Origin of the sequence: Tropicimonas omnivorans (assembly GCF_031846565.1) — a bacterium.
GTDB lineage: Bacteria > Pseudomonadota > Alphaproteobacteria > Rhodobacterales > Rhodobacteraceae > Tropicimonas_B > Tropicimonas_B omnivorans.
Genome location: NZ_JAVRHL010000001.1, coordinates 738691 through 753019, shown reverse-complemented (window position 1 = coordinate 753019; position 14329 = coordinate 738691). Strand labels below are relative to the sequence as shown.

Genomic DNA, 14329 nt, shown 5'->3' with positions numbered 1-14329 from the left:
GACGGTCCCGCATCGGCGGGGCCCTCGCCCACGGCGCCTTCGCCGATCCGCCAGGCTAGACCACCTCGCCCTTCTCCATGCGGCCGAGGAACTCCTCCGCTTCGCCGAGGATCGTGTCGCGCTTCTCGTCCTTCATCCGATCCCAGGTGCGGTACATGTTGCCCATCCGGGGGTTGCGCTCGAAGCGGTCCCTGTGCCTGTCGAGGAAGGCCCAGTAGAGCAGGTTGAACGGGCAGGCCCCCTCCCCTGTCTTGGTCTTCACGTCGTAATGACAGCCGGCGCAGTAGTCGGACATCCTGTCGATGTAATTGCCCGAGGAAATGTAGGGTTTCGAGCCCACGACCCCGCCATCGGCGAACTGGCTCATGCCGATGACATTGGGCGCCTCCACCCATTCATAGGCATCGGCATAGACCTCCAGGTACCATTCGTGCACCTGGTGCGGGTCGATCCCGGCGAGGAGGGCGAAGTTGCCCGTCACCATCAGGCGCTGGATATGGTGGGCGTAGGCGTGGTCCTTCGTGTCCCTTACGGCCGAGCCGACGCAGTTCATCCGCGTCTCGCCGCCCCAGTAGAACCCGGGCAGGTCGCGGTCATGGTTCAGGATGTTGCGGGAGGTGTAGTCCGGCCCCTGCAGGAAATAGATCCCGCGCATGTACTCCCGCCAGCCGATGATCTGGCGGATGAAGCCTTCGACGGCATTGATCGGCGCGTCTCCCTGCCGCCACGCCTCTTCCGCCGCCTCGCAGATCTCCTGCCAGCTCAGGAGCCCGGCATTGAGGTAGAACGAGACATGGGCGTGGTAGAGAAAGCCGTTCACCTCCAGCATCGCGTCCTGGTAATCGCCGAACTTCGGCAGGGCGTTCTTGACGAAATGCGTGAGCGCGCGCCGGGCCTGGACGGGTTCGGTGGCGAGAGCGAAGGGGCGGAGGTCCCCAAAATTCTCGCCGAACCGGGCCTCGACGAGGTCCAGCACCTCCTCCACGATCTCGTCGGGCGTGAATTCCATGGGTCCGCCATAGTCGATCTCGCCGGGAGCGGGCTTGCGGTTCTCGTGGTCGAAGTTCCATTTCCCGCCCGCCGGCTCCCCGTCCTCCATCAGAAGGCCGGTCTCCCGCCGCATCTCGCGGTAGAACCACTCCATCCGGAGTTCCTTGCGATCCTTCGCCCAGTCCTCGAAGCGGGCGTGACTGGCGAGAAAGCGATCATCCGAAAGCTGCGTGACGTCGAGCGGGCAATCGTTCAGAGCCTCGATCAGACGCCATTCGCCGGGCTCGGTAGCCAGCACCTCGGCGCTGCCCCGCTGCTCCGCGCGGCGCAGGAGCTCGCCGGGGATGGAGCCCGTGTTCTCGGTATCGTCGAGTTCGGTGTAGTCCACCGTCCAGCCGTCCTGCCTCAGCCGCGCGGCGAACTTGCGCATGGCGGCGAAGAGGAAGGCAATCTTCTTGGGATGATGGCGAACATAGCTCGCCTCGGACATGACCTCGGCCATGACGACGACATCCTCGTCCCTGTCGGCCTCGCGCAGCGCGTGGATGTCCGGGGAAAGCTGATCTCCGAGGACGAGAACGAGACGGCTCACCAGTCGATTCCCCTGCCATGCTGATCGAAGAACCCGCCGCTTTCCTCGGGGCCGAGACGGTCCAGCACCGCGAGGAGATTGGCGGCGGCCTCCGCCGGCGGGACGGTTGTGTGCCGTGCGGTGTAATCCTCGGTGAACGGCGTCGCGACGGTGCCGGGGTGGAGGCAGAGGAGGGTCGCCTGCCGGTGCGTGCGGGCAAGTTCGATGGCCGCGCCGTGCATCAGCATGTTCAGCGCCGCCTTGGACGCGCGATAGGAATGCCAGCCGCCGATGCGATTGTCCCCGATCGATCCGACGCGGGCGGAGAGCGCGGCGAAGGTGGCCGGCCTGTCCTTCGGCAGCAGCCGCAGGGCGTGCTTGAGGACGAGCATGGGACCGGCCGCGTTCACCTCGAAGAGGCGGGTCATGGAGACGGGCGTCACGGCGGCGATGGATTTCTCGGGCGGAGCGCCCGCGTCGAGGATGCCGACGGCGCAGAGGATCAGGTCGAACTCCCCCTGCAGCGCGCCAAGACAGCGCTCGACCGACGCCTCGTCCCGCACGTCGAGCCCGTCCTCGCCGCGCGACAGCGAGACGACTTCCCCCCGCTCCCCGAGCGCTTCCGCCAGTGCCGATCCGATCCCGCCGGAGGCGCCCACGACGAGCGACCTCATTCGGCGTAGACCATCTTGCGGCCCATGCCGCCGTCCACCACCAGCGTCTGCCCCGTGACGAACCCGGCACCCTCGAGGTAGATCACCGCCTCGGCGATATCCTCGGGCCGGCCGGCGCGGCCCGCCGGATGCTGGCCATGGTCGACCTCGCGCAAGTCCGGCCGCTCCTTGGGCGGGACGATCCAGCCGGGCAGGATCGTGTTCGCCCTCACCTCTGGGCCGAGGGAGACGGCGAGGGACTGGGTCAGCCCGATCAGCCCGCCCTTCGCGGCGCCGTAGCCCTCGCAGTCGGGCTCCGCCTGAACGGCGCGCACGGAGGACATGGTGACGATGGAGCCGCCCCTCGCCCGCAATCCCGGCACTGCGGCGCGGACCGTCAGGAAGGCGCCGAGGAGATGACTGTCCGTCATCCTGCGCCAGCCTGCCAGCGACAGCTCCTCGATGGGGCCGGTGACGGGATGGGCGATGCCGGCATTCGAGACGAGAAGGTCGATGCCCGGCGTCCCGAACTCGCTCCCCGCTTTCGCGAAGGCCTCGGCGACCGCCGCTTCGTCCGTGACATCGCAAGTGATCGGCAGGACGCCGCCCTCGACCCGCGCGAGGCCGTCCGCATCCAGGTCCAGCGCCGCGACGCGCCACCCCTTGCCGGCAAGGCTTTCGCAGATCGCCCGCCCGATGGTGCCGGCCGCGCCGGTCACGATTGCAGTCTTGGGTTCCATGCCGGGGGAGGTAGAAGCGGGCACGGAGCGGTCAATCGAGGGGTTTTCATTTACCTTTGCGTGATTATAGTCCGCGACATGACCGGACGCCCACATATCGCAGCCGACGCGCAGATCCTGCGCCGCGCCCGTCCGGCGCTCCTTCTCCTTAGCTGCCTCTGAGCGTGCCCTCCGGCGCGCCGCTCAGGGGTGGAACAGCGCTGGAAGGATCGAGACAAGAGCTAAGGAAGACTTCCATGACAGACCAAGTAATCGGCGCCGGCAAAGACCGCGTCCTGATTTTCGACACCACCCTGCGCGACGGCGAGCAGAGCCCCGGCGCCACGATGACCCATGCCGAGAAGCTCGAGATCGCCCAGCTGCTCGACGAGATGGGCGTGGACGTGATCGAGGCCGGCTTTCCGATCGCCTCCGAGGGGGATTTCGCCGCCGTGGCCGAAATCGCCAGGCGGTCGACCAACGCGACGATCTGCGGCCTCGCCCGGGCGAACCTGAAGGATATCGACCGCTGCTGGGAGGCCGTGAAGCACGCCGCCTCCCCGCGCATCCACACCTTCATCGGCACCTCGCCGCTGCACCGCGCCATCCCGAACCTGAACAAGGACGAGATGGCCGAGCGCATCCACGAGACCGTGACCCACGCGCGCAATCTCTGCGACAACGTGCAATGGTCGCCGATGGACGCGACGCGCACGGAATGGGACTACCTCAAGCGCACCGTCGAGATCGCGATCAAGGCCGGCGCCACGACGATCAATATCCCCGACACCGTCGGGTACACCGCGCCCGTCGAATCGGCTGACCTGATCCGGCGCCTGATCGCTGAGGTCGAGGGGGGAGAGGACGTCATCTTCTCCACGCATTGTCACAACGACCTCGGCATGGCGACGGCGAACTCCCTGGCCGCCGTCGCGGGCGGCGCCCGTCAGATCGAGTGTACGATCAACGGTCTCGGCGAACGGGCGGGGAATACCGCCCTCGAGGAAGTGGTCATGGCGATGCGGACGCGGGGGGACATCATCCCCTTCGACACGGGCATCGATGCTCGGAAGATCACGCATATCTCCCGCCGGGTCTCCGCCGTGTCCGGCTTCCAGGTGCAGTTCAACAAGGCGATCGTCGGCAAGAACGCCTTTGCCCATGAAAGCGGCATTCACCAGGACGGCATGCTGAAGAACGCCGAGACGTTCGAGATCATGCGGCCGGAGGATGTGGGCCTCTCCGCCACCTCGCTCGTCATGGGCAAGCACTCGGGCCGCGCCGCCCTGCGCTCGAAGATGAAGGAACTGGGCTTCGACCTGGCGGACAACCAGCTCGCCGACGTCTTCGTTCGCTTCAAGGCGCTGGCGGACCGCAAGAAGGAGGTCTTCGACGACGATCTGGTCGCCCTGATGCAGGACGTGATGGAAGTCGACGAATACCTGAAGGTGAAGTTCCTGCGCGTGATCTGCGGCACCGAGGCGCCCCAGTCGGCCGACCTGACGCTGACGGCGGACGGCACGGACAGACAGGTGACCGCAACGGGCGACGGCCCCGTGGACGCGGTCTTCAACGCCGTGAAGGAGGTGTTCCCCCACGGCGCGCGGCTGCAACTCTACCAGGTTCACGCGGTGACCGAGGGAACGGACGCTCAGGCCACCGTGACGGTCCGGCTGGAGGAGGACGGCATGATCGTCACCGGCCAGTCGAGCGACACGGACACCGTCGTCGCCTCCGCCCGCGCCTATGTCGCCGCACTCAATCGCCTGGTGACGCGCCGCCGCCGGTCCGAGGGCAGCGACCGCAAGGAAGTCAACTACAAGGACGTGAGCTGACCTTCCGCCGCCGCCCCGTGCCGGGCGGCGGCTTCCCTTTCCAGATGCCGCTTCAGGCGCCGCAGGTAGGCCCCGCGCCAGCCCCGTGGCGCGCTTTCGAAGGCGCGACTGCGCCGGATGTCCCACATTTCCGCGAGCCACCCGCCTGCCTCGGCCTCGGGCGCGGGGATGTATCCCTTTTGAGTGTAGAGGGTCAGCTCGCCGAGCCAGAACCGCTCGCCCTCCACGAGGAAGTCCACCCGGACCTGATCAAATTGCCCGCCGATCCGCCGCGCCAGATCGACAAGGCGATCCCAGCATTCCGGGAGCGGCGCATCGAGCGTGCGGTCGACGACGTCTGACCGTGCGCCCTGCTCGAAGCCCCCTGCCCCGTCCGGCAGCAGAATTGTGGCCGCCTCGTCCGCCGTGTCCCGGCCGCGGGAGCGGAAGATCCGGCCGATCTCCGGGCCGAAGGTGTAGAACTTGATCTCCTCCAGCGCGCCGAAGCCGACGCTTTCCTCCACGAAGAGGCGAGGCTCGATCGACAGGTAGGCCGTTTCCTGCGCCGCCTCGCCGTAGCGGGTCCGAAGCCAGCGCGCCGCCCTTTGCCGTATCGCAGCATCATCCATGTCGGTCCGGGCCGGGAAGATGTTCATCGACGAGCCGTGATTCGCTTTGAGCACCACGTCCTGCGCCAGAAGGGCCTCGGGAATGGCATCGGCATCCGTCCCTTCCCAGAGGAGACGCGGGAAGGGAACGTCGACCCCCTCGTCCTTCGCCCAGCGCCGGACGGCCAGCTTGTCGGACAGCAGCACGAAGCGCGGATCGTGATCGAAGAGCTTGCGCCACGCGAATTTCGCCGACACCGAGCGCGGCAGGGCCGGCCACGGCATCCCCGCCCAGCGCTCGGGATGCTCGCGGCAGAAGCGTACGAGCCGCTTGTGCCGTCGGCGCACCCAAAGATTCACCGCCGCGAAGAGCAGGCGGTCCGGCAGATGCGGTGTCATCACTTTCATTCCGTGATCGGGGCGCGGGAGCGACATTACTGCATCATGGACAACGACTTCACCAGACGGCAGGATTGCGCGCATAGGCCACCGCGCCCCCCTTTTCCGCACAGCCCCCTACGCCTATAAGCGGCTCGGCCCGCGGACCGGGGTGTCGCGGTTCCACGAGTTTTCGGAAGGAGAATTCATGTTCCGACTGGGCGGATTGTTTTCATCGGACATGGCGATCGACCTCGGCACGGCGAATACCCTCGTCTACGTCAAGGGACGCGGCGTGATCCTGAACGAACCTTCGGTAGTGGCGTACCACATCAAGGGTGGCCGCAAGGAGGTGCTCGCGGTCGGCGAGGATGCCAAGCTGATGCTCGGCCGCACGCCGGGCTCCATCGAGGCGATACGGCCCATGCGGGAGGGCGTCATCGCCGACTTCGACGTGGCCGAGGAGATGATCAAGCACTTCATCCGCAAGGTTCACAAGCGCACGACCTTCACCAAGCCGAAGATCATCGTCTGCGTCCCCCACGGCGCGACGCCGGTGGAGAAACGGGCGATCCGGCAATCCGTCCTGTCGGCGGGGGCCCGGCGGGCCGGTCTCATTGCCGAGCCCATCGCGGCGGCGATTGGGGCGGGCATGCCCATCACCGATCCCACCGGTTCTATGGTCGTCGATATCGGCGGCGGCACGACGGAAGTCGCGGTCCTGTCCCTTGGCGACATCGTCTATGCCCGCTCCGTCCGCGTCGGCGGCGACCGAATGGACGACGCGATCGTCAGCTACCTGCGGCGCCAGCACAATATCCTGATCGGCGATTCGACCGCCGAGCGGATCAAGACCTCCATCGGCACCGCCCGGATGCCCGATGACGGGCGCGGCGCGTCCATGCAGATCCGCGGCCGGGACCTTCTCAACGGCGTGCCGAAGGAAACCGAGATCAACCAAGCGCAGGTCGCCGAGGCCCTGTCGGAGCCGGTGCAGGCGATCTGCGAGGCGGTGATGACGGCGCTCGAGGCGACACCGCCCGACCTCGCGGCGGATATCGTGGATCGCGGCGTCATGCTCACTGGCGGCGGCGCCCTCCTCGGAGAGCTCGATCTGGCGCTCCGGGAGCAGACCGGCCTCGCGATCTCGGTCGCGGACGAGTCACTCAATTGTGTGGCCCTCGGGACGGGCAAGGCGCTGGAGTATGAAAAACAGCTTCGGCATGTGATAGACTACGACAGCTGACCATCGGCTCACGCCGCCACATCATCCACTCCGACCGAGGGCACCCGTGGCACGCAGCGCAGGCAACGGCATAGACTACGTCAGTCCGGTCCGACGCATCCTCGTCGGGGTGACGATCGTCCTGTGCCTCGCGATCTTCGTCGTCTGGCGCATCGACAGCCCCCGCGTGGAACGGATGCGCACGGAGCTGCTCGACCGCGTGGTGCCCAGCTTCGAGTTCGCCGGCGCTCCGATCCGGAGCCTCGCCGACATGGTGGACGACTTCCAGTCCTACCAGCGGATCTACGAACAGAACCAGGACCTCCGCCGCGAGCTTCAGCAGATGAAGGCGTGGAAAGAGGCGGCGGTGCAGTTGGAACAGGAGAACGCCAAGCTCCTTGCCCTGAATTCCGTCCGTCTCGACCCCAAGCTGACCTCCGTGTCCGGCGTGGTGATGGCCGACAGCGGGTCCCCCTTCCGCCAGTCCGCCCTTCTCAACGTGGGCAGCCGGGACGGCATCCGCGACGGCTGGGCGACGATGGACGGCCTCGGCCTCGTGGGGCGCATCGCCGGTGTCGGAAAGCAGACGAGCCGCGTGATCCTCCTGACCGATGCCGCGAGCCGCATCCCGGTGACGATCCAGCCGTCCGGTCAGCGCGCGATGCTGTCGGGGGACAACGCCTCCGCCCCGACGCTCGATTTCATCGAGGATTTCGACCAGGTGCGCCCCGGCGACCGGGTCGTCAGCTCGGGCGATGGCGGGCTCTTTCCGTCGGGCATCCTCGTCGGCCAGGTGATCGCCGGCACGGATGGACGCCTCCGCACGCGCCTCGCGGCCGATTACGAGCGGCTCGAATTCATGCGCGTGCTGCGCTCCCACGAGGGCGAAGTGGTTCCCGCGGACGGCTCCCTCATCGTGCCGCCGCAGCCCGTCCCGCTTTTGCCGCCAGTGCCCGAAGAGGGCATCGACCAGCTCGCCGCGGGGCAGTCCGAAAATGGTTGATCCCGTCACCGCCCGCCTCTGGGGATTTCGCTCGCTCTACCTCCTTCTGGCGGCGATCATCGTCTTCGTCCGGCTTTTGCCGCTCGACATGACGGTTCCGGTCCTGCCGGGGCCGGACCTTCTGCTGGCGCTGACCTTCTGCTGGACGATCCGCCGCCCGGCCTATGTGCCCGTGCTTCTCGTTGCCGCAGTCTATCTGGCCACGGACCTCATGTTCCAGCGTCCGCCCGGCCTCGGAGCGGCGCTCGTGATCGCGGGAACCGAGTTTCTCCGCTCGCGCCGCTCGCAAAACCGGGACGTACCGTTCGCCTTCGAATGGGGCCTCGTGACGGTTGTTCTCGTCGGGATGGTTGCCGCGAACCACGCCGTCCTGGCACTCTTCGCCGTGGATCGCCCCTCCTTCGGCAGCGCGGTCTTCCGCGGCCTCGTCACCGCTGCGATATACCCCGCCGTCGCCTTCCTCTCCGCGCATGTCCTGAACGTGCGCAAACCGAGCCCGGGAAAGACGGACGCCCTCGGACACAGATTGTGAGGTCCCAGATGCGCAGGCCCCCCAGAGATACCGAAGAAAGCGCCCGCCGGATCACCCGCCGGTCCCTCCTCGCCGGGGCCGGGATGCTCGGTTTCATGGCCGTCCTCGGCGGCCGGATGCGGCACATGCAGGTGGATCAGGCCGACGCGTTCCGTCTTCTGGCCGAAGAGAACCGCATCAACATCCGCCTGCTTCCCCCGGCGCGGGGCCTGATCTTCGATCGGGGCGGCGCGCTGATCGCCGGCAACGCCCAGAATTACCGCGTCGTCGTGGTGCGCGAGGATGCCGGCGAGATCGAGGAGACGATGGCCCGTCTGCGCGCGCTCGTGCCGATCTCGGACGAGAATTCGGAGCGCGCGATGAAGGAGATCATGCGCCGCTCGCCCTTCGTTCCGGTCACCGTGGCCGATCAGCTCGACTGGGCCGACGTGAGCGAAGTCGCGGTGAACGCGCCTGCCCTGCCGGGGGTGACGCCGGAGGTCGGCCTGACGCGACACTATCCTCTCGGAAGCGATTTCGCCCATATCGTCGGCTATGTCGGCCCGGTCTCCGACTACGACCTGTCGAAGATCGAGGACCCCGAGCCGGTGCTCCAGATTCCCGGCTTCCAGATCGGAAAGGTCGGTCTCGAGGCCAAGCTGGAGGATGATCTGCGCGGCGAGGCGGGCACCAAGCGCATCGAGGTGAATGCCGGCGGACGGGTCATGCGGGAGCTGTCGCGGCAGGAGGGCATCGCCGGGGGCGACGTGCAGCTCACCATCGACCACCGCCTGCAGAACTTCACGCAGGCGCGGCTCGGCGCGGAGAGCGCCGCCTCCGTGGTGATGGACGTGCGCACGGGCGACCTTCTGGCGATGGCCTCGGCGCCCTCCTTCGATCCCAACAAGTTCGTCCGTGGCATCTCGGTCGCCGATTACGCGATGCTGACGGAGAACGATCACCGCCCGCTCGCGAACAAGACCGTGCAGGGCCTCTACCCGCCCGGTTCGACCTTCAAGATGGTCACCGCGCTCGCCGCGCTCGAGGCCGGCGTCGTGACCGCCGGCGAAACGATCTATTGCCCGGGCTACAAGGAACTCGGCCAGCGCCGTTTCCACTGCTGGAAGCGCGGCGGACATGGCTGGACGGACCTGCACGGCTCCCTCAAGGGGTCCTGTGACGTCTACTACTATGAACTGGCCGAACGCGTCGGGATCGAGAACATCTCCGCCATGGCCCGGAAGCTCGGGATCGGCATCCGGCACGATCTGCCGATGTCCGCCGTGGCCGAGGGCATCGCGCCGACGAAGCAGTACAAGCGCGAGCGCCACGGCCAGGAATGGCTGGTGGGCGACAGCCTCAACGCATCCATCGGCCAGGGCTACGTCCTCGCCTCTCCGCTGCAGCTGGCCGTGATGGCCGCGCGGCTGGCGACCGGAGAGGGCATCAAGCCGCGGCTCGTCAAATCGGTCAACGGCGTGGAGCAGCCGGTCGAGACGGAGGGCCCCCTCGGCCTCGGCCCGACCACGCTTCAGCAGATCCGCTCCGGCATGTACGGCGTGATGAACGAACGCGGCGGTACGGCCTATCGCAGCCGCATCGTCGCCGACGACATGCAGCTCTGCGGCAAGACCGGGACCAGCCAGGTCCGCTCCGTCGTGGTCCGCAACGCGGACGTGCCCTGGGAGGAGCGGGACCACGCTCTCTTCGTGTGCTTCGCCCCCGCGGACAATCCCAGGATCGCCGTCTCCGTCATCGTCGAGCATGGCGGCGGCGGTTCGGCCGTCGCGGCCCCCGTCGCGCGGGACATCATGCTCTCCGCCCTCCATGACGGAGCCATTCCGCCCCTGGACGCCTACCCCTCGTCCCAGCGGCGGCAGCAGGAGGACCTGTTCAGCAGCCTCCTGATCCGCCGTCCGGACGGCGCCACGCCACCGAGCGAGAAGGCGTGAGCGCGTGAGTTATCTCGAATACCGCGTCCAGTCCGTCCCGAAGGGGCTCGGCAAGGTGCTCTACCTCAACTGGGCGCTGATCGTGCTTCTGACGGCCGTCGCCTCGACCGGTTTCCTGATGCTGTACTCCGTGGCCGGCGGCTCCTTCAGGCCCTGGGCGGAGCCGCAGATGGAACGGTTCGCCATGGGGATGACCGCGATGTTCATCGTCGCCATGGTTCCGATCTTCTTCTGGCGCAACGTCGCGGCGCTGGCCTATGCGATCTCGATAGCCCTGCTCGTCGGGGTGGAGCTGTTCGGGACGACCGGAATGGGCGCGACGCGCTGGATCGACCTCGGCTTCGTGCGTCTCCAGCCCTCCGAGCTCACCAAGATCACCCTCGTGATGCTGCTCGCCGCCTATTACGACTGGCTCGACATCAACAAGGTGTCCCGCCCGCTCTGGGTTCTGGTGCCGCTCCTTCTCGTGCTCATCCCGACCGCGCTCGTCCTGAAGCAACCCGACCTCGGGACCGCGATCCTTCTGGTCTCGGGAAGCGGCATCGTGATGTTCGCCGCGGGGGTCCACTGGGCCTATTTCGCCGCCGTCATCGCCTCAGGTGTCGGCCTCGTGACCGCGGTCCTGCAATCGCGCGGCACGCCCTGGCAGCTGCTCAAGGATTACCAGTACCGCCGGATCGATACCTTCCTCGACCCCGACACGGACCCGCTCGGCGCGGGCTATCACATCACGCAGTCCAAGATCGCCCTCGGCTCCGGCGGCTGGACCGGACGAGGGTTCATGCAAGGCACCCAGAGCCGTCTGAACTTCCTGCCCGAGAAGCACACCGACTTCATATTCACCACTCTGGCGGAGGAGTTCGGCTTCGTGGGCGGGCTGTCCCTTCTCGCGCTCTACGCGCTGATCATCGTCTTCTGCATCTCGTCCGCGATGCAGAACAAGGATCGCTTCTCCGCCCTCCTGACCATCGGCATCGCGGCGACCTTCTTCCTCTACTTCGCGGTCAACATGTCCATGGTGATGGGCCTTGCGCCCGTGGTGGGCGTTCCGCTGCCGCTGGTCAGCTACGGCGGCTCGGCGATGCTGGTGCTGCTGGCCGCCTTCGGTCTCGTCCAGTCCGCCCATGTTCACCGCCCGCGGGGGCGCGCATGAGCCTGAAGATCCTGTTCTCCGCCAGGCCCGGCCTCTGGGACGACTACGAGGCGCCGTTCCGCGCGGCGCTGGACGAGGCGGGAATCGTTGCCGAACTGGGGCCGGGTGTCGGTCCGCCCGAGACCGTCGATTACATCGTGTACGCCCCGAACCCAGATCTGCGGGATTTCGCACCCTACACACGGCTCAAGGCGGTCCTGTCGCTCTGGGCCGGCGTCGAGACCATCGCGGGGAACGAGACGCTCACCGCGCCACTGACGCGGATGGCCGATCCGGGCCTGAAGGAGGGGATGACCGAGTGGGTGATGGGGCATGTCCTCCATCATCACCTGAATATCGGCCATGCCCTGGCGCGGCAGTCCGGCACGTGGGAGCCTTACGTGCCTCCTCTGGCGCGCGAACGCCGCGTGGCGGTCCTGGGCCTCGGCGAACTTGGCGGAGCGGTGGCGCGGGCGCTTGCAGCCTTGGGCTTCGACGTCAGCGGCTGGAGCCGGCGACCGCGGGAGATCGAGGGCGTGCGCTGCGTCTCCGGCCCGGATGGCCTGACCGAGGCGCTTGCGGGGGCGCATTTCGTCATCTGCCTGCTGCCGGGAACGCCGAAGACCGAGAGCATCGTCGATACCGCGGCCCTGGGATCTACCGCTCCCGGCGCCGTCCTGATCAATCCCGGGCGCGGCACGCTGATCGACGATGACGCGGTGATAGAGGCGCTGGATGCGGGCCAGCTCGGCCACGCTGTGCTGGATGTCTTCAGGACGGAGCCACTGCCGGAGACGCACCCCTTCTGGGCTCACACCGGAATCACCGTGACCCCGCATGTCGCCTCGGAAACCCGGCCGACGACTGCCGCCCGGTTCATCGCCGAGAACATTCGCCGTAGCGAAGACGGCAAGGCGCTCCTCGCCCTCGTCGACCGCGCGAGCGGCTACTGAGGACCTGAAACGAAAAACGGCTGCCCCCGGTCCGGAGCAGCCGCTCTTGCTACGTCCTGTCGCCCCTTAAGACGGGGCGCAGGGCGGAATCACACGATGGCAAACACGACGCTGGCCATCATTCCCGTGATCATGCCGGAAGCGAGAATCATTTTCGCGATCATTGAAGTGCCCTCGGTGTCAATCTCTGTCGGGTATGCAACTGCGATCCCCGCCTGAAGTTCCGCTCGGACCGGCAATTATTCGCCGCTTCGGGAAAGTCCCGCCGACACCGCTTGCCGCGCCTCGAGTGGGCAAGCCGGCGGCACCCTCTTTCTCTTTCCGCGAGGCGCGTTAACATTTGCGTCAACGCATGACCGACCGAAGGAGATGTGCCCATGTGGGAGGGCATCCTCGACAGAATGCTGCGCGGCCTGATGAAGGTCGGCAGGCTCGACGTCACCTTTCCAGACGGCTCCGTCCGGCACTACGGACAGGCGCAGGGCGCGGCGGACCGCATCGTCCGTGTCACGATCCATGACGAGACCCTGCCCCGCCGGATCTGCCTCAACGCCGATCTGGGCCTTGGCGAGGGATACGTGGACGGCGGCCTGACGATCGAGGACGACGATCTCTACGGCCTCCTGGAACTGGCAACCGTGAACGCTGCACGCCCCGACCAGCCTGCATGGCGCGGCCTGGACCTCCGGCTCCGCCGCCTGCGCCGGGGCCTTCAGCAACACGCGCCGAAGGCGACGGCGCGGAAAAACGTCTCGCATCACTATGACCTGTCGGGCGAACTCTACGACCTCTTCCTCGACGAGGATAAGCAGTATTCCTGCGCCTACTTCCGGTCTCCTGACGATACGCTGGAGGAGGCGCAGGCGCAGAAGAAGGCGCATATTGCGGAGAAACTGCGGATCGAGCCTGGCATGCGCGTCCTCGACATCGGATGCGGCTGGGGCGGGATGGGTCTGACGCTGGCGCGGGATTACGGAGCGACCGTTCTCGGTGCGACCCTCTCCACCGAGCAGCAGAAGGTCGCGGCCGCCCGGGCGAAGGCGGCGGGCCTGGAGGACCGGGTGGAGTTCCGCCTGACGGATTACCGCGAGGTGACGGGCTCGTTCGACCGGATCGTCTCCGTCGGCATGTTCGAGCATGTCGGCGTGCCGCAATACGAGACCTATTTCCGCAAGGTCTACGACCTTCTGGACGCGGACGGCATAGCGCTCATCCATACCATCGGACGCACCGCGCCGCCGGGCGGCACCTCGCCCTGGATCCAGAAGTACATCTTCCCCGGCGGTTACGTCCCTGCCCTGTCCGAGGTGGCGAAGGCCGTCGAGAGCACCCCGCTCTGGACCACGGATGTCGAGATCTGGCGGCTGCATTACGCGGAGACGCTGCGGCACTGGTACGAGCGGTTCATGGCGAACGCGGACCGCGCCGAGGAGCTCTACGACGCGCGTTTCGTGCGGATGTGGCGCTACTACCTGATCGCCTCGGAGCTGGGCTTCCGGGAACACCGCCAATGCGTCTTCCAGGTGCAGCTCTCCCGCAGGAAGGATGCGGTGCCGCTGACGCGGGACTATCTCTACCGCGATGACGCACAAACGGACGTGGCCGCGATGGCGGCCGCCGCCGAATAGGGCGCACGGCTCCCCCCGGAGCAGTCCGGACCATGAGAGGGATCGGGGGCAGGACGACGACGGCGCCCGCGCCGCCACTGTCGCGCTGCGGTCTCCCGGCACCTCGCCCGGCCCCGCGTTGCGGCCCGCTATCCCTTGCGCCCCGGCACCCGGTCACTATAACGCCGAACGATTTGGCCGACCCCATCCGCC

The 14329-nt window shown here is 67.2% G+C and carries 13 protein-coding genes; 9 read left to right on the top strand and 4 right to left on the bottom strand.

Annotation, left to right across the window (positions count from 1 at the left end; translation table 11 throughout):
• Window positions 1-55: 55 nt before the first annotated feature.
• Genes RM543_RS03730 through RM543_RS03720 form a run of 3 tightly spaced genes read right to left on the bottom strand, consistent with a single transcriptional unit; the run spans window position 56 to window position 2954 of the window.
• On the bottom strand, window positions 56-1585 hold the full coding sequence (locus RM543_RS03730; RefSeq protein ID WP_311689857.1) for a cryptochrome/photolyase family protein: 1530 nt from the start codon (window positions 1583-1585) through the stop codon (window positions 56-58).
• Window positions 1579-2235: an SDR family NAD(P)-dependent oxidoreductase gene (locus RM543_RS03725; RefSeq protein WP_311689550.1), complete on the bottom strand. Its 657-nt coding sequence runs from the start codon at window positions 2233-2235 to the stop codon at window positions 1579-1581. The genes RM543_RS03730 and RM543_RS03725 overlap by 7 nt, the downstream gene beginning before the upstream one ends.
• Entirely contained in the window at window positions 2232-2954 is a 723-nt protein-coding gene (locus tag RM543_RS03720) for an SDR family NAD(P)-dependent oxidoreductase (RefSeq protein ID WP_311689549.1), read from the bottom strand. The genes RM543_RS03725 and RM543_RS03720 overlap by 4 nt, the downstream gene beginning before the upstream one ends.
• 236 nt (window positions 2955-3190) lie before the next feature.
• On the opposite strand from RM543_RS03720, the gene RM543_RS03715 reads away from it, so the two are divergent.
• Complete coding sequence (locus RM543_RS03715; protein WP_311689548.1) at window positions 3191-4768, top strand: 2-isopropylmalate synthase; 1578 nt, start codon at window positions 3191-3193, stop codon at window positions 4766-4768.
• On the opposite strand, the gene RM543_RS03710 is transcribed toward RM543_RS03715, so the two are convergent.
• Window positions 4750-5763: an ATP-grasp fold amidoligase family protein gene (locus tag RM543_RS03710; protein WP_311689547.1), complete on the bottom strand. Its 1014-nt coding sequence runs from the start codon at window positions 5761-5763 to the stop codon at window positions 4750-4752. The genes RM543_RS03715 and RM543_RS03710 overlap by 19 nt on opposite strands.
• A gap of 178 nt (window positions 5764-5941) precedes the next feature.
• Here RM543_RS03710 and RM543_RS03705 point away from each other — a divergent pair, with 178 nt between their 5' ends.
• The 8 genes from RM543_RS03705 to RM543_RS03670 all read left to right on the top strand — a co-directional run bounded on the left by RM543_RS03705 (window position 5942) and on the right by RM543_RS03670 (window position 14137).
• Window positions 5942-6979: a rod shape-determining protein gene (locus RM543_RS03705; protein WP_116085854.1), complete on the top strand. Its 1038-nt coding sequence runs from the start codon at window positions 5942-5944 to the stop codon at window positions 6977-6979.
• 46 nt (window positions 6980-7025) lie between these two features.
• Complete coding sequence (gene mreC, locus RM543_RS03700; RefSeq protein ID WP_311689546.1) at window positions 7026-7961, top strand: rod shape-determining protein MreC; 936 nt, start codon at window positions 7026-7028, stop codon at window positions 7959-7961.
• The gene (locus RM543_RS03695) at window positions 7954-8493 is read left to right on the top strand and encodes a rod shape-determining protein MreD (protein WP_311689545.1); all 540 of its coding nucleotides are present in this window, start codon (window positions 7954-7956) and stop codon (window positions 8491-8493) included. Before mreC ends, RM543_RS03695 begins: the two co-directional genes overlap by 8 nt.
• 8 nt (window positions 8494-8501) lie before the next feature.
• A complete protein-coding gene (gene mrdA / locus RM543_RS03690) occupies window positions 8502-10424 on the top strand; it encodes a penicillin-binding protein 2 (protein ID WP_311689544.1) in 1923 nt (640 codons plus the stop codon).
• 4 nt (window positions 10425-10428) lie between these two features.
• Window positions 10429-11577 (top strand): rod shape-determining protein RodA, encoded by a 1149-nt coding sequence (gene rodA, locus RM543_RS03685; protein WP_311689543.1) that lies wholly within the window; start codon window positions 10429-10431, stop codon window positions 11575-11577.
• Complete coding sequence (locus RM543_RS03680) at window positions 11574-12509, top strand: 2-hydroxyacid dehydrogenase (RefSeq protein WP_311689542.1); 936 nt, start codon at window positions 11574-11576, stop codon at window positions 12507-12509. Before rodA ends, RM543_RS03680 begins: the two co-directional genes overlap by 4 nt.
• Window positions 12510-12605: 96 nt before the next feature.
• A complete protein-coding gene (locus RM543_RS03675; RefSeq protein WP_311689541.1) occupies window positions 12606-12728 on the top strand; it encodes a hypothetical protein in 123 nt (40 codons plus the stop codon).
• 158 nt (window positions 12729-12886) lie between these two features.
• Entirely contained in the window at window positions 12887-14137 is a 1251-nt protein-coding gene (locus RM543_RS03670; RefSeq protein ID WP_311689540.1) for a class I SAM-dependent methyltransferase, read from the top strand.
• The last annotated feature ends 192 nt before the right edge of the window (window positions 14138-14329 follow it).

What these genes read in the sequence shown, in the direction of transcription:
- RM543_RS03705 (WP_116085854.1), top strand. Translation starts at nt 5,942, where the DNA reads ATGTTCCGACTGGGCGGATTGTTTTCATCGGACATGGCGATCGACCTC.
- RM543_RS03725 (WP_311689550.1), bottom strand. Translation starts at nt 2,235, where the DNA reads ATGAGGTCGCTCGTCGTGGGCGCCTCCGGCGGGATCGGATCGGCACTG.
- RM543_RS03710 (WP_311689547.1), bottom strand. Translation starts at nt 5,763, where the DNA reads ATGAAAGTGATGACACCGCATCTGCCGGACCGCCTGCTCTTCGCGGCG.
- mrdA (WP_311689544.1), top strand. Translation starts at nt 8,502, where the DNA reads ATGCGCAGGCCCCCCAGAGATACCGAAGAAAGCGCCCGCCGGATCACC.
- RM543_RS03680 (WP_311689542.1), top strand. Translation starts at nt 11,574, where the DNA reads ATGAGCCTGAAGATCCTGTTCTCCGCCAGGCCCGGCCTCTGGGACGAC.
- RM543_RS03720 (WP_311689549.1), bottom strand. Translation starts at nt 2,954, where the DNA reads ATGGAACCCAAGACTGCAATCGTGACCGGCGCGGCCGGCACCATCGGG.
- RM543_RS03695 (WP_311689545.1), top strand. Translation starts at nt 7,954, where the DNA reads ATGGTTGATCCCGTCACCGCCCGCCTCTGGGGATTTCGCTCGCTCTAC.
- RM543_RS03675 (WP_311689541.1), top strand. Translation starts at nt 12,606, where the DNA reads ATGGCAAACACGACGCTGGCCATCATTCCCGTGATCATGCCGGAAGCG.
- RM543_RS03715 (WP_311689548.1), top strand. Translation starts at nt 3,191, where the DNA reads ATGACAGACCAAGTAATCGGCGCCGGCAAAGACCGCGTCCTGATTTTC.
- RM543_RS03670 (WP_311689540.1), top strand. Translation starts at nt 12,887, where the DNA reads ATGTGGGAGGGCATCCTCGACAGAATGCTGCGCGGCCTGATGAAGGTC.